The sequence below is a fragment of the Psychrobacter piscatorii genome (assembly GCF_043641605.1).
GTDB classification, from domain to species: Bacteria; Pseudomonadota; Gammaproteobacteria; order Pseudomonadales; family Moraxellaceae; genus Psychrobacter; species Psychrobacter piscatorii_C.
Map to the genome: position 1 here is coordinate 221,031 of NZ_JBHZRK010000001.1, position 23,823 is coordinate 244,853.

General features: G+C 43.9%; 19 protein-coding genes, 3 tRNA genes and 1 pseudogene. 12 read left to right on the forward strand and 11 right to left on the reverse strand.

Going from position 1 to position 23,823, the window contains the following annotated elements; translation table 11 throughout:
* Positions 1-267: 267 nt before the first annotated feature.
* Both ACHUET_RS00990 and cydD read right to left on the reverse strand, forming a co-directional pair.
* A complete protein-coding gene (locus ACHUET_RS00990; protein ID WP_394209927.1) occupies positions 268-2,067 on the reverse strand; it encodes an amino acid ABC transporter ATP-binding/permease protein in 1,800 nt (599 codons plus the stop codon).
* Positions 2,064-3,953 (reverse strand): thiol reductant ABC exporter subunit CydD, encoded by a 1,890-nt coding sequence (gene cydD / locus ACHUET_RS00995; protein ID WP_394209929.1) that lies wholly within the window; start codon positions 3,951-3,953, stop codon positions 2,064-2,066. Before cydD ends, ACHUET_RS00990 begins: the two co-directional genes overlap by 4 nt.
* 767 nt (positions 3,954-4,720) lie before the next feature.
* On the opposite strand from cydD, the gene ACHUET_RS01000 reads away from it, so the two are divergent.
* The 4 genes from ACHUET_RS01000 to hemL all read left to right on the forward strand — a co-directional run bounded on the left by ACHUET_RS01000 (position 4,721) and on the right by hemL (position 9,107).
* Positions 4,721-6,319, forward strand: a complete 1,599-nt coding sequence (locus tag ACHUET_RS01000) for a cytochrome ubiquinol oxidase subunit I (protein ID WP_394209931.1) — start codon at positions 4,721-4,723, stop codon at positions 6,317-6,319.
* Entirely contained in the window at positions 6,312-7,448 is a 1,137-nt protein-coding gene (gene cydB, locus ACHUET_RS01005) for a cytochrome d ubiquinol oxidase subunit II (protein WP_394210330.1), read from the forward strand. Before ACHUET_RS01000 ends, cydB begins: the two co-directional genes overlap by 8 nt.
* A gap of 27 nt (positions 7,449-7,475) precedes the next feature.
* Entirely contained in the window at positions 7,476-7,631 is a 156-nt protein-coding gene (cydX, locus tag ACHUET_RS01010) for a cytochrome bd-I oxidase subunit CydX (RefSeq protein WP_201601234.1), read from the forward strand.
* A gap of 174 nt (positions 7,632-7,805) precedes the next feature.
* On the forward strand, positions 7,806-9,107 hold the full coding sequence (gene hemL, locus ACHUET_RS01015) for a glutamate-1-semialdehyde 2,1-aminomutase (protein WP_394209933.1): 1,302 nt from the start codon (positions 7,806-7,808) through the stop codon (positions 9,105-9,107).
* Between the two features lie 52 nt (positions 9,108-9,159).
* On the opposite strand, the gene ACHUET_RS01020 is transcribed toward hemL, so the two are convergent.
* Positions 9,160-9,510, reverse strand: coding sequence for an Mpo1-like protein (locus ACHUET_RS01020; RefSeq protein WP_394210331.1), 351 nt, complete (start codon positions 9,508-9,510; stop codon positions 9,160-9,162).
* Positions 9,511-9,964: 454 nt separating this feature from the next.
* Here ACHUET_RS01020 and ppx point away from each other — a divergent pair, with 454 nt between their 5' ends.
* From ppx to tilS, 3 genes are all read left to right on the forward strand, one after another.
* Positions 9,965-11,527, forward strand: coding sequence for an exopolyphosphatase (gene ppx, locus ACHUET_RS01025; protein WP_394209935.1), 1,563 nt, complete (start codon positions 9,965-9,967; stop codon positions 11,525-11,527).
* Positions 11,528-11,692: 165 nt separating this feature from the next.
* Positions 11,693-12,496, forward strand: a complete 804-nt coding sequence (locus ACHUET_RS01030) for an acetyl-CoA carboxylase carboxyltransferase subunit alpha (RefSeq protein ID WP_394209937.1) — start codon at positions 11,693-11,695, stop codon at positions 12,494-12,496.
* Between the two features lie 123 nt (positions 12,497-12,619).
* Complete coding sequence (gene tilS / locus ACHUET_RS01035; RefSeq protein WP_394209939.1) at positions 12,620-14,176, forward strand: tRNA lysidine(34) synthetase TilS; 1,557 nt, start codon at positions 12,620-12,622, stop codon at positions 14,174-14,176.
* A gap of 15 nt (positions 14,177-14,191) precedes the next feature.
* Here tilS and ACHUET_RS01040 read toward each other — a convergent pair.
* Positions 14,192-14,731: pseudogene (locus ACHUET_RS01040) on the reverse strand (GNAT family N-acetyltransferase).
* Between the two features lie 191 nt (positions 14,732-14,922).
* Between ACHUET_RS01040 and proC the strand changes: the two are divergent.
* Positions 14,923-15,756, forward strand: a complete 834-nt coding sequence (gene proC / locus ACHUET_RS01045) for a pyrroline-5-carboxylate reductase (RefSeq protein ID WP_394209940.1) — start codon at positions 14,923-14,925, stop codon at positions 15,754-15,756.
* A gap of 119 nt (positions 15,757-15,875) precedes the next feature.
* Positions 15,876-16,445, forward strand: a complete 570-nt coding sequence (locus ACHUET_RS01050) for a YggT family protein (protein WP_075105771.1) — start codon at positions 15,876-15,878, stop codon at positions 16,443-16,445.
* Between the two features lie 137 nt (positions 16,446-16,582).
* Here ACHUET_RS01050 and ACHUET_RS01055 read toward each other — a convergent pair whose 3' ends face one another.
* Entirely contained in the window at positions 16,583-17,377 is a 795-nt protein-coding gene (locus ACHUET_RS01055; RefSeq protein WP_394209942.1) for a hydroxymethylpyrimidine/phosphomethylpyrimidine kinase, read from the reverse strand.
* 350 nt (positions 17,378-17,727) lie between these two features.
* Between ACHUET_RS01055 and ACHUET_RS01060 the strand changes: the two genes are divergently transcribed.
* The 3 genes from ACHUET_RS01060 (at position 17,728) to ACHUET_RS01070 (ending at position 18,993) form a co-directional block, all read left to right on the forward strand.
* A tRNA-Ser gene (locus ACHUET_RS01060) sits at positions 17,728-17,817 on the forward strand.
* Positions 17,818-18,000: 183 nt separating this feature from the next.
* Positions 18,001-18,077, forward strand: a tRNA-Arg gene (locus ACHUET_RS01065).
* Between the two features lie 253 nt (positions 18,078-18,330).
* A complete protein-coding gene (locus ACHUET_RS01070) occupies positions 18,331-18,993 on the forward strand; it encodes an RDD family protein (RefSeq protein ID WP_394209944.1) in 663 nt (220 codons plus the stop codon).
* A gap of 45 nt (positions 18,994-19,038) precedes the next feature.
* Here ACHUET_RS01070 and ACHUET_RS01075 read toward each other — a convergent pair whose 3' ends face one another.
* From ACHUET_RS01075 to ACHUET_RS01100, 6 genes are all read right to left on the reverse strand, one after another.
* Positions 19,039-20,016 (reverse strand): calcium/sodium antiporter, encoded by a 978-nt coding sequence (locus ACHUET_RS01075; protein WP_394209946.1) that lies wholly within the window; start codon positions 20,014-20,016, stop codon positions 19,039-19,041.
* Between the two features lie 188 nt (positions 20,017-20,204).
* Positions 20,205-20,585 carry an aspartate 1-decarboxylase gene (gene panD / locus ACHUET_RS01080; protein WP_010196068.1) on the reverse strand — a complete coding sequence of 127 codons (381 nt, stop codon included), beginning with the start codon at positions 20,583-20,585 and terminating at the stop codon, positions 20,205-20,207.
* A gap of 100 nt (positions 20,586-20,685) precedes the next feature.
* Positions 20,686-21,267 (reverse strand): aminoacyl-tRNA hydrolase, encoded by a 582-nt coding sequence (gene pth / locus ACHUET_RS01085; protein ID WP_238036140.1) that lies wholly within the window; start codon positions 21,265-21,267, stop codon positions 20,686-20,688.
* Positions 21,268-21,444: 177 nt separating this feature from the next.
* Entirely contained in the window at positions 21,445-22,134 is a 690-nt protein-coding gene (locus ACHUET_RS01090) for a 50S ribosomal protein L25/general stress protein Ctc (protein ID WP_238036141.1), read from the reverse strand.
* 407 nt (positions 22,135-22,541) lie between these two features.
* The gene (locus ACHUET_RS01095) at positions 22,542-23,489 is read right to left on the reverse strand and encodes a ribose-phosphate pyrophosphokinase (RefSeq protein ID WP_057758042.1); all 948 of its coding nucleotides are present in this window, start codon (positions 23,487-23,489) and stop codon (positions 22,542-22,544) included.
* A gap of 110 nt (positions 23,490-23,599) precedes the next feature.
* Positions 23,600-23,675 (reverse strand) — tRNA-Gln (locus ACHUET_RS01100).
* Between the last annotated feature and the right edge of the window lie 148 nt (positions 23,676-23,823).

The following is a 23,823-nucleotide window of genomic DNA, read 5'->3' on the forward strand; positions in this document are numbered from 1 at the left end:
GTTTGAGAAAATGATATACAGCCTAAGTATATGCAAAGCGAGGCACTGATTTGTTCTCTCAATATCAACATATAAAAAAGCCATCTAACGCTTAGGTGGCTTTTTTATAGTGCTGCATTTGATTAAATGCAGGTTCTTAGTCAATCTTAATGTAAAAAATGATTGAGCGGTTTAAGCTAGTAACTTAGCGATGAGGGGTAAAGAGTATGTTTTGCAACCTACATAATCATCTTATATAGTTGTGCTTATTAATACGTATTAGTACCTTTATCCAATAATATCATTGGTAAACAAGCCTTCGTTAAGCACTAACGATTCATAGTGCCCCATATTCCACTCATGGTGACTGACGATAATCAGTATATTCTCTTTTTGATGCGTACATACATTTTGCCAAACCTGTGTACGAGTTCGGCCATCAAGGCCTGCAAATGGCTCATCGAGCAACAATACTCTTCTAGGTTTCAGCAATAATCTTGCTAGTGCGATGCGCCGCGCCTGCCCACCAGAGATAGCCGCTCCATATTCGCCAAGCGGGGTGGCAAGCCCTTGTGGCTGCGTTTGTAACCATGGTAACAATCCAACCTTGTCTAAAGACGCCATTAATTCAGCATCGCTGGCATCGATTTTTCCCAAACGCAAATTGGCTGCCAAACTTTGGTCAAATATATCAAGCTGTTGACCTAAATAACCAAGCTGGTCTTGCCAGTCGTAAGCATGCCAGGCTATCCCATTTAGCACTACTTCACCTGATAGAGCAGGTAGCTCATTTGCGAGCAATTGTAGCAGCGTTGATTTGCCGCAACCTGATGGGCCGCGAACGATCAAAGGTGTACCAGATTGAATAGAGATATTAACATCTTGAGCACCGACCAGCGCCTTCGGTATTTTTGCATAGACATGTTTAAGCTCTACTGTCAGTGCATCAGTCGGTAGCGGTAATAAAGGGTGGGATATTTCTGATCTAACGTTCTCTTTTTTGGTGACCGTTTTCTTTGAATGGGTCTTGGTGATTTCATTATCCTCAAACTGCTGAACTAGCAAAGCATTTAGGCGATTTTTTGCCGCTATGCTGCTACCAAGCGATAGATAATTCTGACCTAATGGGACCAAAATCTCTTGAATACCGAGCAATCCAAGTGTCACTGCCAGTATCAATGGCACATTGATGTCAGTACCAATGTCTAAGGTAGCAACAGTAAATAACACCACCAAAACACTCAAGTAGAGCAACCACTGGATAGCTAAAGTATAACTAGAGCGTTGTTTCTGCGCTTGCCATTCTAGCTTTTGCAACGTCTCATCTTGATTGGTATAGCTTTTGGTTTGCGCATGCCACTGCTGCCAAAGTAGTAGCTGAGTAATAATCGCTAATGGCGCAAGCAATTTGTGACGCCGTGCTTCAGAGGTCTCAGCCAGCCGCTTTGATTGTTCAATACCTAAGCAAGTTGCTATCAATGGCAACAGTAGTGCTAACGTGAGCAAAATAAAAATCATCAGTTTAAAGGTAGTGCCAACAGGCAAAACAAAACCGATAAATATAGCCAGTAGTATCATCGTTATGGTGCTAATGAACCAAGGAGAAACAACTCGCAGTATAAACTCATCAAGCTTGTCGATATCGCTGACCAGTCGGTGCATATATTGAGAAGCATGTAGAGCATTGCGCTGCTGTATCAAGGGTTTGGCAGCCAGATGATGAAAGAACTTTAATCTAAGGTTTTTCAACAAATTAAACACCGCATGATGTGAAACCATCAGCTCACCATAGCGACTGGCTGTACGAGCCATCGCCAACATCCGTATGATTCCCGCTGGTACCATGTAATTAAAGGCATGTGAACCTACCGCTAGCATGCCAGCTAATGCTGCGCCAGTAATAAACCAGCCTGATATCATCAGCAGCGCAATAATAGAGAGGGTAAATATCAGCCCAAGTAGCCAAGAAATGAGCCATAAGTCAAATGAGGGTTTGAGCATATCGCGTAAGCGAAAAACTGGCACATAATCATCCTTAAGCTGATGATCACAGGAATTGAGTAAGTTAGATGATCTCTGCTTGCTCATTGCGCATCTCCTACCTGTTTAGATAGCTCACTGGTATTGAGCACCTGGTGGTCAGCAGATAACGGTAGTGACAGTCGAATCACGCTATCCAACCACTCTAGCTGCTCATGTGCATGGGTCACCCAAACCACGGTTTTATGGCGACTGACGATTTCAAGTAAGGTGTGAATATGCTGGGCGGTATCAGGGTCTAAATGCTCGGTTGGCTCGTCCAGTAACCATAGACTGGCATTACGTAGTAGTAGCTGGGCGATACCCAAGCGTTGCTGCTGGCCACCTGATAAGCCTTGCCCACGATCACCAAGCTGCGTATGTATACCATCAGGTAAATATTTGATGAGCTCCCATAGCGCCACCACTTGAAGTACTTCAATCAGCTCTTGTTCGGTTGCTTGAGGATTGGCAAGGCGCAAGTTTTCTGCAATTGTGAGTGGCATCAATGCCACTTGCTGCGCTAAATAGCCAGTATTTTGTCGCAGTAACTCAGGATCAATATCGTGAAAAGGTACTTGCATTGTTTCATCGGCACTGACGAGGGCGATGTCTCCCTCATAATTCACAAACCCCATCAGTGCTTGTAGCAGGCTAGACTTACCGCTGCCACTATCGCCAATCAGTGCAATCCGTTTGCCCGCTTTTATACTAAAAGTCGTTGGTGCCAGACGATGGCGATAAATGGGTGGGAGGCCTACTTGAAGATCTGATGTAGAGGCTGAGTGAGTGATTGCTTCTGTCGAGATGGCTATTGGGCTACGAATGCTGACGTTCGATAGTTCAATACCAAAAGCTTGGGAGGTATCCAATGAGAGTGATTTTATAAAGCTTGTATTAGAGTCAGTTTTATAATCAGTACGGTTGTCATTAGTAGAGTCCGCTGTTTTTGCTGCCTCAATAATTGGCAGTAGACTCTGTACTGCGCCTTCGGCTTGGGCTTTGGCGTGATAGTCAGCACCTAACTGGCGTAACGGCAAATAAAAATCAGGGGCTAACAATAAAACAAACAAGGCGCCAAAGTACGGTACTGGTACCTCTCCCTTATCCCAAGGCAATATACCGATCAATCCAAAACCAAGGTAAACGGCCACCAGCGCAATACTCAATGCAGCCAGCAACTCTAAGACAGCACCATTTAAAAAAGCAATTTTTAGTACATCCATAGTACGGCGGCGATAATCTTCGCTGCTGATGGCTAAATCATGGCCTGCGATATCAGTAGCTTGTAAGCGCTTTAACGTTGGCATGCCACGTACCCAATCTAAAAAACGACCACTGAGCTGAGCCAATGCAGTGAATTGATCGGCGCTTTTACGTGCCGTTAAGTGACCAATCAATATCATAAATATAGGCACTAAAGGTGCGGTCAACAGTAGCAACGCTGCGGCGACCCAACTCTGGTATGCGACCGCAATCAGTAGAATCATAGGCGTACTGACAGCAACCTTACGCTGCACGCTAAAACTACTGATAAAACCATCTAGCGCATCAGTTTGATCAATGATTTGGCTAGACAAACTACCATCGCTACCAAAATAACGTAAGTTTGGTCCCAGTTTTTCCATAATTGATAACAAAGACTCACGCAGCTTACGGCGTACCGTGAAACTGGCACGACTGCTAATGAGTTCACGACCACTATTGAGTAGTGGTCGAGTCGTAAAGCAGGCTGCCAGTCCTACCAGCCAATAAATAGAAACATTTGTAGACAAAGGAAGGTCATAAAAATGATTGTAGAGCCACGTGCTAAAAAGGCTAGCCAGTAGCCATGCCTGCCAAACAAGTAGCAACGTGCTGATGATAGTCAGTAACCACGCTAAGTTAAGAGAGCGCTTGACTGATATTAGTATTTCTTTGAGAAGTCGTTTTTCGGCATTTGTGAGTGTTGCCATAGTACTGTCTACCGTCACCATAGAAGTCGAAGATAATGAAAAGAGAAAATGATAACTATTAGGGCATATTGAGTATTTACTAATAGGCACTGCTACCAATTTGGACTTGTATTAATGGCTAACTATCAGTGCTATAAAACATCAAAGATGATATATCATGTACCATGGTTTATATGATTAAGTATTTGATATTTAATAGTTATTATATGAAATAACATCAGTGAAACAAACATGGTTGGCAAGTAAAAATTTAGATATCACCTAAGTAAACCTTGATTGATCACTATCTTACCAGAACCTGTGATGCGTTCATTTGAACTTCCATGATTACAACTGGGATGTAATTTTATATAAATTATGTCATAATCTAAGCTTAAAACCACATTTTTTTTGTGGATTAATTCTTGTATCGATTTGCTCTAAAGATTATACTATTTAATATATTGTTTTTGTAAATAATATATCTTTTTTATTTAGATATTATTGCCCCTCCACTAGGGCTAGTGGAGGGGCTGCTACTTCGCTTTTTGTTGGCTTTTTTGGTATTGATATTGCTCTATATCTAACCAAATGTTTGTAGTTTTTATTAGCAGTGATGACAAACATCGATGCATATCAGTAATCGGAAAAGCTCGATCTCATGGGTAACGCAGGGCTAATAGCACCATTGATTAAGCAGAGAGAGATATCTATGCTATTTGAGCATATAGGTTATCTGTATTGATATTCAATTGTAGCCGTAAGTCCTTATTTTTAGGGGGTTTGGTATGATTACTGAACAACTAGTAGACATGTCCCGCTTACAGTTTGCGGTGACAGCGCTTTACCATTTCTTGTTTATTCCACTCACATTGGGCATGGTTTGGCTGTTGGTGATTATGGAGGCAGTCTATGTCACTACAGGACTACAAGTGTGGAAGGACATGACGCGTTATTGGGGCAAATTATTTGGTATTAACTTTGCACTTGGTGTCACCACAGGCATCACGATGGAGTTTCAATTTGGCACCAACTGGTCTTATTATTCACAGTATGTAGGTGATATTTTTGGTGCGCCGCTTGCTATTGAAGGTTTGATGGCATTTTTTCTTGAATCCACTATGGTGGGTTTATTTTTCTTTGGCTGGGACAGGCTTTCTCGTTTTCAGCATTTAGTTGTCACTGTATTGATGGCCGTTGGGACAAACCTTTCAGCATTATGGATTTTGATTGCCAACGGTTGGATGCAAAGCCCTGTTGGTGCAGAGTTTAACTACCAGACCATGCGTATGGAGATGGTTGATTTTTCAGCCATTATCTTTAACCCAGATGCACAAAATAAATTCGTGCATACAGTATCAGCAGGCTATGTGGTGGGCTCATTGTTTGTGTTGTCTATTTCCGCTCTATACCTGCTGCGTAGACGTGATGTTGAATTTGCCAAGCGTAGTTTTCAGGTGGCAGCAGCGTTTGGTTTGGCATCTATCTGTAGTGTGATTGTTTTAGGCGATGAGTCAGGCTATTCTGTTGGTAAAGCTCAACAGACCAAGTTGGCGACGATGGAGGCGATGTGGCATACAGAGTCAGCCCCAGCCCCATTCAACTTGATTGCTAGTATCAATGAAGAAGAGCAGAAGAATAACTGGGAAGTGCAGATTCCTTATGCGATGGGCATCATCGGCACACGCTCTTTAGATACCGAAATTCCGGGTATTCATGACATTAAAGCGTTGAACCGTGAACGCATTACCAACGGTATCACTGCGGTAGGATTGCTAGCACAACTGCGTGAAACGCCAGAAGATATGGCACTAAGGGCAGAGTTTGATAAGGTCAAAGAAGATTTAGGCTTTGGACTTTTGCTTAAAAGATATACAGCTGACGTCTCACAAGCCACGCCTGAGATGATTCAAAAGGCTACTGAAGACACCATTCCTAAGGTTGCACCGATGTTTTGGTCTTTTCGCATCATGGTAGGGCTTGGGTTCCTCATGTTGGCGTTGTTCTCAGTTAGCCTATGGTTTACTTTCAAAGGAACTTTTGCCCAAAAGACATGGTTACTGAAATGGGCCGTTATCATGTTACCAGCCCCTTGGATAGCGGCTGAGCTGGGTTGGTTTGTTGCTGAGTATGGTCGTCAGCCTTGGACCATTTATGGTGTATTGCCAACTTATGTGTCGACATCGAATATCGGTGTGGCGAATGTTTACTGGTCGCTTGCTGGATTTGTTGGTTTTTATACCGTTTTACTGATTATCGAGATGTACCTGATGATTAAGTACGTGAAGCTAGGGCCAGCCAGTTTGGGTACAGGACGTTATGATGGCGAGACACCTCGCAACGTGACGCCAACCGCTGGGGATCAGGAGGTGATTCATGTTGTTTGATTATGAGACATTAAAAATAATGTGGTGGCTTATCGTTGGTGTGCTATTGATTGGTTTTGCTATCATGGATGGTCATGATATGGGGGTTTGTACCCTGCTACCATTCATTGGTAAAAATGATGAAGAACGCCGCCTGATTATCAATACGATTGGACCACATTGGGAAGGTAACCAAGTCTGGTTTATTACCGCAGGTGGTGCCTTATTTGCTGCATGGCCGATGGTATATGCAACGGCATTTAGCGGCTTTTATTGGGCGCTGATAGCTGTTTTATGGGCATTGTTTTTTCGGCCAGTTGGCTTTAAATATCGCAGTATGATTAAAGATAAACGATGGCGTAATGCTTGGGACTGGGGACTATTTTTTGGGTCGTTTGTACCCGCTGTGGTCTTTGGTGTTGCCTTTGGTAATCTTTTCTTGGGAGTGCCATTTAGCTTTGATAACAATCTTTTATCGACCTATACGGGCAATTTTTGGCAGTTATTGAGTCCGTTTGCGATCCTTTGTGGTTTGGTGAGTGCCACCATGTTAATCATGCAGGGTGGTACATATTTAGCCCATCGTACTGAAGGGGTTATTCAGATACGTGCTATTCGTTACACCATACTGTCAGCCATAATGATGGTGATATTGTTTGTAGGGGCAGGTTTTTGGGTACAAACGCTTGATGGTTATGTTCTTGCCTCAACGATTGACCCAGCCAGCCTACCTAATGTGCTTGGTAAAGAAGTTGTTTCACAGCCTGGTGGTTGGATGACTAACTTTGCGACCTACCCAGTGGCTTGGGTCTTTCCTGCACTGGGTGTATTGATGGCATTAGTGACGGCTATGTTGTTAAAAATAGGCAAAACGCTGACTGCATTTGTCAGCTCAAGTATTGCTGTACTGGGTGTGATCATGACAGCAGGTATCGCGTTATTTCCATTCATTATGCCATCGTCTACTTTTCCAAATTCAAGCTTGACTATCTGGGATAGTGTTTCTAGTCATTTAACGCTGATGATTATGCTCTATGCGGTGGTTATTTTTGTACCAATCATTTTGGTCTATACCAGTTGGGCATATAGTGTTATGCGAGGCAAAGTCACGGCCGCTTATATTCGCGAAAATGATCACACACTTTATTAAAGGGTTTACTAACTTGGGGAGAACAACATGTGGTATTTTGCCTGGATATTAGGGTTGGGGTTCGCGGTGTTATTGGCCGTTGTTAATGCAATTTGGTTAGAGCATGAGCAAGGTCGTTTAAAGGCGTTTTCTCCTAAAGAAAAGCAGCCAGAGACACCAAAGTCTAAGAATTTATCTGAGTAAAATAGTTATCAACTATTTTGCCAAGCTGCCCTCATAGACAGTAACTATTTTTTATAATCGGTTTTATCAGTTAGATACAAAGTGAGCTCAGATGAGCTCACTTTTTTTGTTAAGATAGGTGCACTCAGCAGTTTAATCGATATTTCCTTATCAATATAATAAAGAGTCATGATTATGAGTACTAAAAACGAACAGCTTTTTGCCCAAGCTCGCAAACATATTCCAGGCGGTGTTAATTCACCCGTCCGCGCCTTTGCAGGGGTCGGCGGTACGCCAATCTTTATGCACCGTGCCAATGGCAGCAAGATTTATGACACCGAAGACAATGCCTATATTGATTATGTTGGTTCTTGGGGCCCAATGATTTTGGGTCATGCGCATCCAAAAGTCATCGACGCTGTCAAACAAGCGGCCGATGATGGCTTGAGCTTTGGTACACCAACCCCGTTTGAAACAACGGTTGCTGACAAGATTTGTGACATCGTCCCGAGCGTTGAGATGATTCGCATGACCAGCTCCGGTACAGAAGCGACCATGAGCGCGATTCGTTTGGCACGTGGTTATACTCAGCGTGACAAAATCGTCAAGTTTGAAGGTTGCTATCATGGCCATTCGGACAGTCTGCTCGTGAAAGCAGGCTCAGGGATGCTTGATATCGGCGAACCAACCTCGAAAGGCGTTCCAGCCGATTTTGCGAAGCACACCATTACGATTCCTTATAATGATCCGCAAGCGATCAAAGACTGCTTTGAAAAATGGGGTGAAGAGATCGCCTGCGTGATCTTAGAGCCGATCGCTGGCAACATGAATATGGTCATTCCAGCGCAAGAGTTCCATGACACGTTGCGTGCCCAGTGTACTGAGCATGGTGCAGTATTGATTTTTGATGAAGTCATGACAGGATTCCGCGTGGGTCTTGGCGGCGCACAAGCACACTTCGGTATCACGCCTGATTTGACCTGTTTTGGCAAAATTATTGGTGCAGGTCTACCAGTTGGTGCTTTCGGTGGTAAAGAAGAAATCATGTCTTGTATCGCACCGCTTGGTGGCGTGTATCAAGCAGGTACGTTATCAGGTAACCCACTGGCCATGCGTGCTGGTATTGCGATGTTTGAAGACTTAACAGCAGAGGGCTTTTATGAAGACTTATCTGCCAAAGTCGATCATCTGGTTGATGGTTTCCAAGCGGCGGCGGATAAGCATGGCATCAATCTGCGCACCAATAAATTGGGCGGCATGTTTGGTATGTTCTTTGTCAAAGACGCTGATACCAAAACCCCAAGCAATTTTGACGATGTGACAGAGTGCGATATGGATGTGTTCAACACGTTCTTCCATGGCATGCTAGATCGTGGTATTTACTTGGCACCGTCTGCGTATGAAGCGGGCTTTATGTCAATCAAGCACAGCAATGAAGATATCGAGGCGTCAATTAGCGCTGCTGATGAGATATTTGCAGAGATGGCAAAGAGCTAACCCACTCTAAAACCTTAGACATTTAAAAGATAAACCAGCATTCATAAGTAAATTATGATGCTGGTTTTTTTGTGCGTCTGTCATATTTGCGATCTTTTAGGCTTAAATTGCCACGCAGTACGTCGCTATACATCCGAAAATCACTAGCAAAACTTTTTAGCGGAAATTTAAACGACGCCGGCTTGTTTTTTTCAAAGAAAAAATGTCCGACCCAAGCACAAGCGTATCCGGCAGCGATACCTTTTGCGAGAGGTTTTGCCGAGCCAGTTTTGATAGACTTTGCCAATCCTAACAAGCCAAAGCTGCTACCTGCGAAATGGAGACGGCGACAAGCCATATTTTGATGCTCGTCTAAATAAAAATCATAAAACGCCTGTTTGGGTGACGCTTCAGTTTTTACCATATCCGTTCTGGTGCTGTTATGGGTATTAGCGGTTTCGGTCGCATTTTTTTCGGTTGTTTGATTCATGCGGTTAGCTTCCTTGCTGGTGGGTTTGTCGACTATCCATCGTCGGCAGTTTTTAGGTAAATAATTGATGGTTTTCGATGTGATTTATAACGATGTAAAAGCAGTAAATAACGGTTTTTTATCACAATATTACGAGCCTTCAATGTAGCAAACCGATATGGCTAACACAAGCGTTAGATGTAGGCTTGGTCATTAGCCTTTGATAGATTGGTTCTACACTTTTGCTATGATTTTGCGGCGCTTGCGCGTATTTGGTATAAATGCTTTAATGGAAAAATGGCCCAGATTTGTGTGGCGGCTGCTTTTTCTATACCTATGATTTTATATCTATGTCGTACCTGATTTTGTTAAACTACACACTCTCTCTAACACGGTGACAACTTGCCTTATGCCTACTGACTATCTTACGAACCCGCCGCTCGGCGATGATGAAATGATGGCAGCCATTGATATTGGTTCCAACAGTTTTCACTTAGCCATTGCCCGTCTTGACCACGGGGAAGTGCGCAAAGTAGTCTCTATGTCTGAAAAGGTACAGCTCGCTGCTGGACTGGATGAGCATAAAATCTTGAGCGAGACAGCTGAACAGCGTGGTCTGGAGTGTTTAAGTCGGTTTGTGGCGCGTTTGGATTCTGTACCGCCAGAGCGTATTCGTGTGGTTGCAACCAACGCCTTGCGCCAAGCCAAAAATGCCAATGATTTTATTTCTCGCGCCAATAAGATTTTGCCCAAACCCATTGAAATTATTGCTGGTCGCGAAGAGGCACGATTGATTTATTTGGGCGTCTCGCATACCAATGAGAGTAGCGACAAGCGCTTGGTCATTGATATCGGTGGTGGTTCGACGGAATTTATCATCGGTCAAGAGTTTGATCCGCTATTGACTGAAAGCTTACAAATGGGCTGCGTTGCGTTTACACAGAAGTACTTTGCGGACGGCCTCATTACCAAAGAGGCTTTTAACAATGCGATTTCAGGCGCACGCAAAGAAGTACTGGCAATCAATGGTCGTTACCAAAAGACCGGTTGGAGCAGTGTGGTCGGCTCAAGTGGCACAATCAAAGCGGTGCGCAACGTCCTTGTGTCCAAAGGCTGGGCCGATGAGCAAGAACGCATTACTTATAAAGGTGTCAAAAAACTAGAGCGATTGCTGCTTAAGATTGGCAATATTGATGACATCGAGCTAGAAGGCGTCAAAGACCACCGTAAAGCCGTATTTCCGGCAGGTGTGGCAGTGTTGCGTGCGGTGATGAAGGTACTAGGCGTTGAAACTATTACCTACTCAGATGGGGCATTACGTGAAGGCGTGATGTATGACATGCTCGGGCGTTTTGCGAGCGAAGATGTGCGTGACCGCAGTGTGCTTGCGCTCATCAAGCGTTATTCAGGCGACAAAAAGCAAGCCAAACAAGTGGTAAAAACTAGTCGTAACCTGTTTGAGCAAGTAAAAGATAAGCTTGCCTTAACAAGCGATGACTGTGATTTACTCAGACGTGCGGCGTTTTTGCATGAGATTGGCCTTGCAATCAGTCATAGCAGTTATCATAAGCACAGCGCTTATTTGCTTGAGTATTCTGATATTCCAGGGTTCTCGCAAGTGGATCAAAAGCGTATGGCGCAGTTGATGCTCAACCATCGCCGTAAGCTCAAAGCCGATATGTTCGAGCAGACCTGTCAGATTGGCGGCAACCAGCTCGTCTATCTGTGCTTGCTATTGCGTCTCGCTGTACTCGCGCATCATAGCCGTAGTGACTATAAACTACCAGAGCTGGAATTAAAGGTCATCAGTGATAGCGACTGGCAAATTACGGTTGCTGATAGCAGTGAGCATTATGCGTTTTTAGTTGCTGATTTACGCACAGAGATTGAGCAGTTTGCCAAATGGGGCGTACAGCTTAGCGTGATGGAGACGCAGGAGGCTGAGCCGTTACCATTGTCAGTATCGAGTTAAAGATTAACGTAACAAAAGCAGTGTTGTCGATAATGTCATGCCATATAAGATGTGCTACTATAGCTTCTATTGAGTTTACAACTGTACTTTCATTATCTGAACACCGATAACGATATTATTCTTAAACATAAATACATTAAGTATAATGATTAAAGGGAAGCGTCTATGAGCACTGTCTGGGATAGTGTGCAGCTTGCACGACATGCCAAGCGTCCATTATTTATGGACTATGTTAATCAGCTTTTTACTGAATTTGATGAGTTGCACGGCGATCGTGCTTTTGCCGATGACAAAGCCATTTTGGGCGGTCTGGCGCGGTTCAACGATCAGCCTGTAATGGTCATCGGTCAGCATCGTGGTCGCAGTACTCGTGAGCGTATCGAGCATAATTTTGGTATGGCCAACCCTGAAGGCTATCGCAAGGTGATTCGCTTGGTCAAAATGGCCGAGCGCTTCAATATTCCTGTGATGACCTTTGTTGATACTCAAGGTGCCTATCCTGGTGTTGGCGCAGAAGAGCGCGGACAAGCGCAAGCGATTGCAGAAAGCATCGCGGTATTCTCTAGTCTAAAAGTACCTATCATCGTGACCATTATCGGTGAAGGTGGTTCAGGTGGTGCATTGGCAATTGGCGTTGGTGACAAAGTCAACATGCTACAAAACAGCATCTATTCGGTCATTTCTCCTGAAGGCTGTGCTTCTATCTTATGGAAAACGGCTGAAAAAGCACCAGATGCCAGTGAAGCATTGAAGTTAAATGCCATTAATCTATATCAAATGGGTTTGATCGATGCTGTTATTGATGAGGGTGAGGGCGCACATTTGCAGCCACAACCCGTCATGGAAGCTCTAAAATCACTGATTACTGAGCAGCTTGATGAAATTAAAGATTTGGATGCTCAAGCGCGTTGTGAGCTCCGCTACGAAAAACTAAAGACGTTTAACTCAGAAGTGATGCTGCCTGCTTAATGCTAAGCTTTTCATATTAGAGACTGAGTCTTAATGCTAAAATAAAACGTGTCATTCAATGGCGCGTTTTTTTATGTCCATTAGTTTGCTCATGAATTTATCTATCTAAAACTAAGGCTGATTATGACTAGCAGTGCTATCCTCACGCATCCTATTAGACCAGTCAACGATTTGCCGATTGATGAGACATTGGCAGATGCATTATTGGATAGCATGTCGGACTATAGTGAGCAGCTGCATGGTCGTCGTCTGTGGCTGGCTTGCAGTGGTGGGCGTGATTCATTGGCGCTTGCAGCGTTATGTGTGCAGCTCTATCGGCAAGGCAGATTGCCCTGCTTACCGCAGCTTTTACATGTTGATCATGGTTTGCAAGCCGACAGTCAGCATTGGGCAACGCATGTCGCTGATTGGGCTAAGATACAGCAGATACCTTGTCGTATCCTAAGAGCACAAGTGACAGGTCATGACGAGCAAGCAGCGCGTCAAGCCCGCTATAACGTCATGCGTGCGCATATCAATCAAGACGATGTATTGCTATTAGGGCATCACGCCGATGACCAAGCCGAAACGGTGTTAATGCGCTTGATCCAAGGCGCTGGGGTTAATGGTCTGTCAGGCATGCAGCCATGGCGAATACAAACGCAGGGCAGGCGACGCAATGTATTATGGCGGCCTTGGCTTACGGTAAGGCGCGCCACGATTAGTACTTATGCCAAGCGCTTAGCATTGCCTTATATCGATGATCCGACTAATGATAGCGGCGACAACGTACGTAGCGGACTGCGCCGCGATATCATGCCAGTACTGGCGGCTTATAATCCCAATGTCATCGATAATATTGCTCGCAGTGCGCAGCTATTAGGCGATGCGCAAGCCACTGTCAATGCTCAAGCTGAGCAAGATATGCAGCAGACAGCTGATGAAAATCTACAGCTACCAGCAGCACAGCGCGTGCTCAATATCGATGCATTGCAAGCATTACCTCTGTATCGCCAGCGGCAACTACTTCATCATTGGCTGGGACAAGATGAGCCATTACCGCCTGCTAAGCAGCTCGTCGATGACGTATGCAACCTCACTCAGCGTAGCGACCATGATCACCAAACTGAGCTGTTTTGGCAAGGTCGCACGTACTCTTATACCGTTCGCCGCTATCGTCAGCAGATTTATCGTTTTAGCAGCGAATGGTTGTCTTGGTTAGATAGACCAATGATAGAGCAGAAGCAGCCATTATCGCGTTTGGATTTGACAACAAGTGACTCAGCAGACGGTGATTTTGTATTACTGACTGTTCGTCGTAGTGAAGGCCATATCTGGCAGCTGCAATTTGAGCCAGAAAGGCTGGTACAACTGCTAGAAAGTCATATAGGCGTACTCAATGCAGTATTAAAAATAAAGCCATTAGATCGCAAACAGCGTGTGCAGACGGCACTGGCGACGCGTGCACAATCAGGCAAAAAACTGTATCAAACGCTTGGTATTCCATTATGGCTGCGAGAAAGCTTGGTTGTGGTCAGCGTCGTATACACAGATAAAGAGCACGCTGAAAGTGAGATTTCTGTTTTATTATTATCGCCTTTTGATACTTGGATATTGGAAAGTCATTTATCGACTATTATAAAAAGTCTTGGTAGTGATATCGATGATGTATTTCACAATAGGCTGAGCGCAGTTGAGTAGGGGCATCAAAACTATTTAGGTAGTTAGAGGATCGGTATTTTTTATCATTTTAATATCTATTATTTTGGTGTTTTCATATATCTTCTCGTGACGCTCTGCACTCTGCTCAAAGTCATGTTTTTTATGAAAATTAATGGCGTTGGTATTGGTGTCCAAAACCCATAGATGAAAACGAGCTGCGGCATTAGCGGCTGTTATATCTTGCAATGATGCTTTCATAAGCGCGCTGCCTATACCTTAATATTGATAAGTAGGTAAAATATATAGCGTGGTGATTTCATAGCGCTCATTTTGAGCATGGTAACTGATGAAACCTACGATGGTATTACCGTCTTGTGCTATCCAAACCTCTACTTCGGGTTGACGCAATATCTGTTCCCACATGGCTGTTTTTTTAGCCAGATTATTCATCTCATCGATATAAGGCATCGGTAAAAGGTCTAGGTAAGTATCATGCCAACTGTGGACGTGTACCTTTGCAATATTTGAGAAGTCTTTTTGAACGGCTTTGTGAATAAAAAACATAGTTAACACCTCAAAATATTTTATAAGCATGCATTGGTAATCTAACAGCTAAACGATGTCTCAGAGTCGACGTCAGTTACGTGTTTTAACTAGGTTTACTACCGTTGTAGACGGCAGGAATTTATCAAACGATACTAGGAGCAGTATGATAAACTGAGTGTCGTTTTATATATCAGTATGTTACGTTGAATACTTTTAAATTTTGTGACTAGGAGACAAGTATGTCGGTATTAGATAATAAGAAAATCAGTTTTATTGGTGGCGGAAACATGGCACAAGCGCTTATTAGCGGGCTTGTGGGCTGCGGCATCGAACCAAACCTTATCACGGTCGCCGATCCTAGCAGCGATATTCGTGAGCAACTGGCGGCTCAAGAGCTAAACACCGTTGACCCAATGGCGGATGCCAAATCTGCTGTGGTCGGTGCTGATATCGTGGTACTGGCAGTAAAACCACAAATGATGAAAGTGGTGGTTGGTGCTTTTGCTGATGCATTGGACAATCAGTTGGTCATCTCGGTTGCCGCAGGTCTGTCAACTGACCTATTGTCTAACATGTTGGGCGGCTATAGTAATATCGTGCGCGCCATGCCAAACACGCCTTCGATGATTCAGATGGGTGCAACTGGCCTCTACGGTACAGATAATATCTCAGCTGAACAAAAAGAGTTGGCAACTGCGGTGATGGAAGCGTCAGGATTGGTCATGTGGGTCGATGATGAAGAGCATATGCATGCCGTCACTGCCGTGTCAGGCTCAGCGCCAGCCTATATGTTTTATTTTATCGAATCGATGGTCGATAAAGGCATTGCGCTAGGACTAGATACCGAGCAGGCGTCGGCACTGGCATTACAAACTATGATAGGTGCGGCAAAAATGGCGATGAATAGTGAAGATGCGCCTGCTGAATTGCGCCGCAAAGTGACGTCTCCAAACGGTACCACCCAAGCAGCCGTTGAATCCATGCAAGCCAATGAGATTGGTCGCCAAATCGGTGAAGCCATGCAAGCTTGCTATGATCGTAGCCAAGCGCTTAGTGAAGAGATGAGTAAGTAAACACTGACAAGGTGTGCTGTGAGTCACCACTGACGTCACACCTCATGTAATCATCAGCATCTGATAATGACAGTTGTCATCCTAAAATCTGTCAATAATGTCCCATTGAGTAGCCCTTCATGAACAACATGTTATTTCAAGTTTTTGATCTGGTCACCACATTCGCTATGATGCTGGTGTTTATTCGTTTTATGCTGCAATTTGCAGGGATGGATGCGCGCAATCCGATGATTGCACCTGCCTATAAAGCGACCCATATCGTCGATGTGTTTGGGCGTATCTTCCCAACGGTCGGACAGGGACGTATTAGCATTGCGGCTATCGTCCTGATGTTTTTGATTCGTCTGATTGACATCTCTGGAAAAGCAGCATTGACGCATCAAGGGATTGCCCCTGTGCCGCTATTTTTCACGGGTACGATCAGCTTGGTATTAGACTTTTTACGCATGTGTCGCTACTTGGTGATTGGGTCTATTATCGTCAGCTGGATCGTGGTGTTTACCCAATCACAGCATCCCATTATTGGTATTATTATGAGCTTAGCGGAGCCGATACTAGAACCGTTTCGTCGTATTACGCCAAACTTAGGGATGCTTGATTTGTCACCGATGGTTGCTTTCTTTGTGTTTTATTTACTTGAGATATTCATCGGTGGGTTGGCCGCGAATTTCATGCCTATGTTGGGTTAAGCGATACTTTGCAACAGTGAATAAACCATGCACATTGTCAGATCTTTGACTAAAAAGGCGCACTATAAAATATAGAGCGCCTTTTTACTGTCTACTATTTAAACGTTAGGATTTTATATTATTGCTTGATAAAGGTATTAATGACGCACAAAGCGATTGGGTATCAATTGAGCTTGAGCATCTTCAGGGTGCGGCACGTCAGCTGCGCGCAGTGTCTGGGTAATCCAACTATCTGCAGATTTTACCGCATCAATCAAATCATCACCCATTGCCAAACGCCCAGCGATAAAGCTGGCAAGTGAACATCCTGAGCCGTGAAATTCACCCTCTAGGCGCGGTAAGGTGCTCTTGTGTACCATCTCTCCTTCTATATATAAATACTGCTCGATATCACCGCTGTCAAAATCATGAGAGGTTTTTACCAACACCGCATAAGCGCCTTGCGCGCATAGTTTTTTTGCACCAACATGCAAGTCTTGCTCACCGCTCAGCGCGCGCAATTCATGCGTATTGGGTGTAATCAAGGTGGCATAGGGTAGCAGCTGCCTAAACGCGCGCACCAGCGTCTTCTCATCGCCCAAGCTGCCACCGCTATTGGCGACCAATACAGGGTCCAATACAAACGGGGTATCAGTGCTTATTATTTGCTCAGCAAACAACTGGGTCAGCATTGTAATATTGTCCGTGGTACCGAGCATACCGGATTTAATGGCTTTGACAGGTAAGTCATCCAGTACGGCAGTGGCTTGAGCTTTCACTAGCGCTGCCGTACATGATTCAAAACCGAATACTTGCTGTGAGCTTTGGATCGTGACTGCTGTACAAGCAATGGCAGCATGCGCCTCAGATTGACCGATGGCTTCGATATCCGCTTGTAATCCAGCGCCGCCTGAAGGATCCAATCCTGAAAAACACAGTACGACAGGTCGCATAACCACTCCTTTGAGGTATTTTATAATAAGTGATAAATACTATAGCCACCTACTACCAAAAAATCTATCTCAGTCTAGTACCTATAGATTAAGTATAAAATATCAAAACACATGAGACTGTTCTGAGTCATCAATTTAGCAGAGGCATTTTTCTGCAATATGGTGTAATTTTAAGTATTAAAAGGCGAGAAAAGCATTTATATCGATAATTATGAGAAAAGCTGGATTAAATCGGTAGACAAGGCTTGCAATTCGTTTTGGCTTTGCTATAATACTCGCCCACGGCATAAGACGTATTGTTAGCATCAATACTATGTTTATAGATTTTTTATAGATGTCTTAAATCGTTAGGTGAAGTGGGTGAGTGGCTGAAACCAGTTCCCTGCTAAGGAACCATACGTGTAAGCGTATCGAGGGTTCGAATCCCTCCTTCACCGCCATTTATTCAGTTATTATTAGAGTAGTAACGCAGTATATTGCGTTAAACATTCTTAATAATTAAATCAAAAAATATTTTGTTTTTAATTAAAAAAGATGTTGACACAAGCGATATTATCTATATAATAGCCAACCTAATTTACTGAAATTGTTTTTAACAACTCGGTAAATGATTTGCAAAGTACGCGCTTGTAGCTCAGTTGGATAGAGCACTTGGCTACGAACTAAGGGGTCGGGAGTTCGAATCTCTCCAAGCGCACCATTTGCATAATCAACTAAATCAATCGCCTGTCTTATGACAATCGGCGATTTTTTTATGTCTGCAGTTTTTGTGTTTTAGCATTGTCTTTTACTTAGTGACTTTAAGTCTTTTGGTTCCGTGATTTTATATTGACCGCATCATAGCTATCCTATGTGATTAGGATAATTAGACAGTCATCTAGGATAATGTACGATAGGTCAGTCATTTACGGTACAATAGCGTTACTATTCACTGCTTGCTACGAGCTTGTACCATGTCAAAAAGTTTACCTAAACGCCCGTCAAAATCTACTGGCAAATCAAAGCCGCAACCCAGCGCTTTTGCGCAGCAAGATCCTAATGAAGAACCCACCATTGCCAAACCTATGGTTCGTGTCGTGGCCATTCTTTATGATGGTATGTTGATTCTGGCTTTGTTATTTTTGGTCGGTACAATATTGACCGTGGTGGGTACGCTGCTGACGATGCAGACGGGTACGGAGTCGTCACAGGCCCAGTCACTGCCAGTTTGGTATCAAAACGCCATTATGACGCCGTCGTTTGTTCTGACACTGGTGGCATTCTATGGGATATTTTGGCGCCGTGGTGGTCAGACATTGGGGATGCAAACGTGGCGATTGAAAACCATCAATGATGCTGGTCAGTGGCTCACGTGGGGACAGTCGTTCAAACGCATCTTGGCGGCTTGTCTGATGCCGTTACTCTTTGGCATTATCGGTAGTCTTATTGATGGATCACGCGCCGCCTTGTTGGCCAGCGCGTTTCTTGGATTGGTATTCAACTATGTTTTTTGTCTGTTTAACCCTCGCGGTCTCGCAGTACAGGATATGCTATCCAACACCATCACCCTAAAAATGCCAAAAGTAGCACATGAAGGGTTATGGCGTGGTTTTAAAAATCGTAAGAAAAAGTCTTAGGATTATAAAATAGCCAGTAATGCTCAAAACATACAAAGGTGAAAATTATATACTAACGCTTTGAATCAGCCATGCAGTATAACCGACAAAGAAAAGTACCAACGTAGCGCCCGACGTACGACCGAACTGGCGCTTTGTTGTAAAGGCAAACACACATAGAGCCACGAGTAATATCGTCAGTAGCCCCATTGCCATCACATCGCGCGATAAAATCACCGGATCAGCAGAAATAGGGGCAATGACCGTTGCTAGGCCTACGACCGCTAAAGTATTAAAAACATTCGAACCAATGATATTACCCAGTGCCATATCGTGTTCGCCTTTACGTGCTGCTGACAAGCTCGATACCAGCTCAGGCAGTGATGTACCAACCGCCACAATCGTAAGACCAATGATAAGCTCGCTGAGCCCCCATAGCGTTGCCAATTCAACAGCGCCCCAGACGATCGCACGCGAGCTGATGACCAGCATCAGCATACCAAGTAGCAAGCTACCAAGTCCACGCGCTATGCTTAGCTCTGTCTCATCAGAATCCGCACCATCAGCAATATCATCTTCGTGCTCATGATAGCCTTCACGGATGCTTAGTACGATCTGTAGCCCCAATACGGCAAACAATAACACCAGTAATACGAGGCCATCCGCTTGGCTCAACATGCCATCACGTAGCTGCCATGCGGCGATGGCGGTGATTAGCAGTAGTAGCGGCAGGTCACGCTTTACGATGCCCTTACGGATGATAATAGGGCTGATCAATACGGTTGCGCCGAGTACTAAAGCAATATTAATAATATTAGAGCCATAAGCATTGCCCAAAGCTAGCTCAGGGCTACCTTCTAGCGCTGCTAATACTGACACGACCATTTCAGGCGCTGATGTGCCGATACCTAATATCAAAACACCGATTAAGAAACTCGGTACACTAAACTTTTTTGCCAGTGCTGTCGCCCCATCAATAAAGACATCGGCACTCCAAACCAAAATTGCTAACCCAATCAGTATTGCAATCACTGCCAACCACATCGGTATGTTTCCTTGTATATGATGAAAAATATGAGTTTAATAGAGAAAAATCGCATAAAAAAAGCCGAATCTTGATTTAGATTCAGCTTTCCCTTTAGCATCGAGATTTTTAGTAATAATAGCAGTTAATTCAAAGATGTAACTTTGTGTTTATCTTAAATTTACCAAAACCTCACCATCCTGTCATATTAAGCAACTTGTACAGGAATTATATTTGCTGTGTCTTTAACCGTGTTGTCTTCGTTGCAATAGACCAGTTTTGGCTGATACGTCGATGCTTCAACTTCATCAAAATGCGCGTAAGCACAAATAATGACGATATCGCCCAAATCTGCCATATGAGCCGCAGCACCATTCAATGAGATAATACCAGAGCCCGCCTCAGCACGGATAGCATAGGTGCGAAAGCGCTTGCCATTGGTCACATTATAGATATCGATAGATTCGTTTTCACGTAGACCAGCTAGGTCCAGTAGATCACCATCAATACCGCATGAGCCTTCATAGTGAAGCTCAGCATGGGTAACGCGAGCACGGTGTAATTTGCATTTAAGCATATTAAGTAGCATAGGTTGCTTCCTTAGCGTAACTGATATTAAATAACTAAATCAAAAGGTTAATGGGGACAAACCTGCCAAAATAAAAGGCTATTACCATAGAGGCAATATTTTATTCAGGTAATTTAAAGCCATTGATTTGTGAACGTGCTTTTTCGATATCACCATCTAGCAATAGTGGGAGCGCGTCAAAAGCCGCACTCAACGCGCTATCAATGGCGATTTGCTCATCGGGAGACGCTTTTGAGAGGACATGTCCACTGACTTTAGATTTGTGACCAGGATGGCCAATACCCACACGCAGACGATGAAAGTCATTACCGATATGCGGCGTAATATCACGCAGGCCATTGTGACCACCGTGACCGCCGTCGGTTTTGAGCTTAATGCTACCGGCGGGAATATCGAGCTCATCATGAGCAATCAATAATTCGTCGTTTTTGATGCCATAAAAATTTACCATAGGCACGACTGACTGACCAGATTTATTCATAAACGTCAGAGGCATAAGTAAACGCACATCAGAGCCATGAATGTGCCCACGTCCTGTCACCCCATGAAATTTTTTGTCAGGGGAGAGCGTAATGTTGAACTGCTGAGCCAAATGATGGACAAACCAAAATCCGGCATTATGACGCGTAAACATATACTGCTGACCAGGATTACCAAGACCGACAATAAGCTTTATGGCCATAAAAACACCCTGCTTAAATTTGATAAATAAGGATAAGGTTTGAAATATTGATAGACAGTATATTCTCAAACCTTACTTACAAAAACAGCAGGAGATTTCAAATCACCTGCTGTCTTCTTAACTAAACGAGTCTGTTACTAAGTAGCACAAAATAAAGTGCTACCTAGACATAGTATATTACTCGTCGTCTTTGCTTTCTTCAGCATCAGCGTCGTCGTTTTGCTCAGTTGCTGGTACTTCATCAGCATCAACGTCGTCAGCATCTTCGTCAACTTCTTCAACCGTTGGTGGCTGCATGTTAACGATAGTACGGTCATGGCCGTCTTCTAGCTCAAGCTCATGAATCACAACGCCTTCAGGAAGTTTGATGTCTGATAGACGGAACAAATCACCGATTTCCATACCAGATACATCTACTTCTAGATATTCAGGTAACTGTGATGGTAAGCAGATAACTTCGATATCAGATACTAGGGTAGATAGTACACCAGCAGCAGCAGTACCTGGCGCTTCTTCACGACCAACAAAATGCACAGGAACGTTCATGTGGATTTTTTGACCTTTTACAACGCGCTGGAAGTCAGCATGCATTGGGAAGCCTTTAGCAGGATGACGCTGCAAGTCTTTGATAACGGCTTGATGCTCAGTACCGTCAACATTGATGGTCAAGATGTGTGAGAAAAATGCTTCAAACTCAAGTGCTTTTACTAGCTCGTTGATTTTGATAGAGATCGCTGTTGGCTCTTCATTACCACCATAGATGATAGCAGGAACTAGGTTCTGCTTACGTAGGCGGCGGCTCGCACCTTTACCTTGGGTTTCAGCAGAACGATCAGTTGCGTTTAGTTCAAAATGATTATTGCTCATGGATGTAATCCTATAAAAAGAATGATGAAGTGTCTGGTCATAAAAAAGTGGATTTGCGACCAATCCACTAATACGTGATGAGAGCTAATATCTATCGTTGCGTATAAATGACACAACTATCGATGTTAGCCATTTGCTTATAACAATGATTTTTATAGTAAAAATTACCACAACAGCCATTATTATTCAGCATGATCAGCACTTTTGATAATGCCAACCTGATTGAATAAAACAAAAGGTCAGCACAGGCGCGCATTATACGGGATTTTGTAGTAATAATAAAGACCTACGCAAAGTACCTACATAAAAATAGCGCCAAGTACTGATACTTGACGCTATTATTTTTATTACTAAATTTTTATTGTCACCACAATGCTATTAAAATTTATAGCAATGACTGTCTCATATTAGGCATCAAACATGGCGCTAATAGATTCTTCATTATTAATACGGCGTAAGCTTTCAGCAAGCATTGGCGCGATACTGACCTGACGGATTTTGCTACAGGCTTTTGCTTCAGCTGATAATGGAATCGTATCGGTCACGACAACTTCGTCTAACGCAGATTCGCTGATGTTTTTGAGTGCATTACCCGATAGGACAGGGTGAGTGATGTAAGCTAAGACGCGGCGTGCACCATTTTCTTTCAATGCTTCGGCTGCTTTACACAAGGTACCTGCCGTATCGACCATATCATCAACGATAACGCAATCACGGTCACGAACATCACCGATGATGTGCATGACTTGTGACTCATTGGCACGAGCACGGCGCTTGTCGATAATCGCCATGTCGGTATCACCCAACTGCTTAGCCATTGCACGGGCACGAACCACACCGCCAACATCAGGTGAAACCACCATGATATTGTCATAATCTTGTTTTTGTAGGTCGTTTAGAAGTACTGGCGTACCGTAGATATTGTCTACAGGGATGTCAAAGAACCCCTGAATCTGATCTGAGTGCAAATCAACCGTCATCACGCGATCGATACTAACGATGTTAAGCATATCAGCGACGACTTTAGCTGAGATAGGCACACGAGCTGAACGCGGGCGACGATCCTGACGAGCATAACCAAAATATGGCATGACAGCCGTGATACGGCCAGCACTAGAGCGACGCAAAGCGTCAGCCATCATCATGATTTCCATCAAATTGTCGTTGGTCGGTGCACAAGTAGGCTGCATGATAAACACATCTTTACCACGTACGTGTTCTTTGATTTCCACGGCAATTTCGCCATCAGAAAAACGCGTGATGTCAGCTTTACCAAGAGGTATATGAAGGTGATCGGCTACGGTTTTTGCTAATTCTGGGTGGGCATTGCCCGTAAAAATCGCCAAATAAGGCATGACAGAAGTCCTATTGATTGACTCAAGCAGCGACCGCTAAGCAGTGACAAACTGCTCAAATTAAGAAAAGAGTGGTGAAAAAGATTGAAGACTACTATTACAGTAAAAAATGGCAGGGGTAGCTGGACTCGAACCAACGGATGTCAGGATCAAAACCTGATGCCTTACCAACTTGGCTATACCCCTGTAATGTCTAGGCTATGAACAACCGAAAGCTAATAGCGACTAATAGTCATTCTTAGAATGGTGTCATGACCTGTCAGTTATCTTATAAACGATTGAGCCATCTAAAACATAACTTTTCCCTAGCGGTGTTCATTGCGAACTATACCGA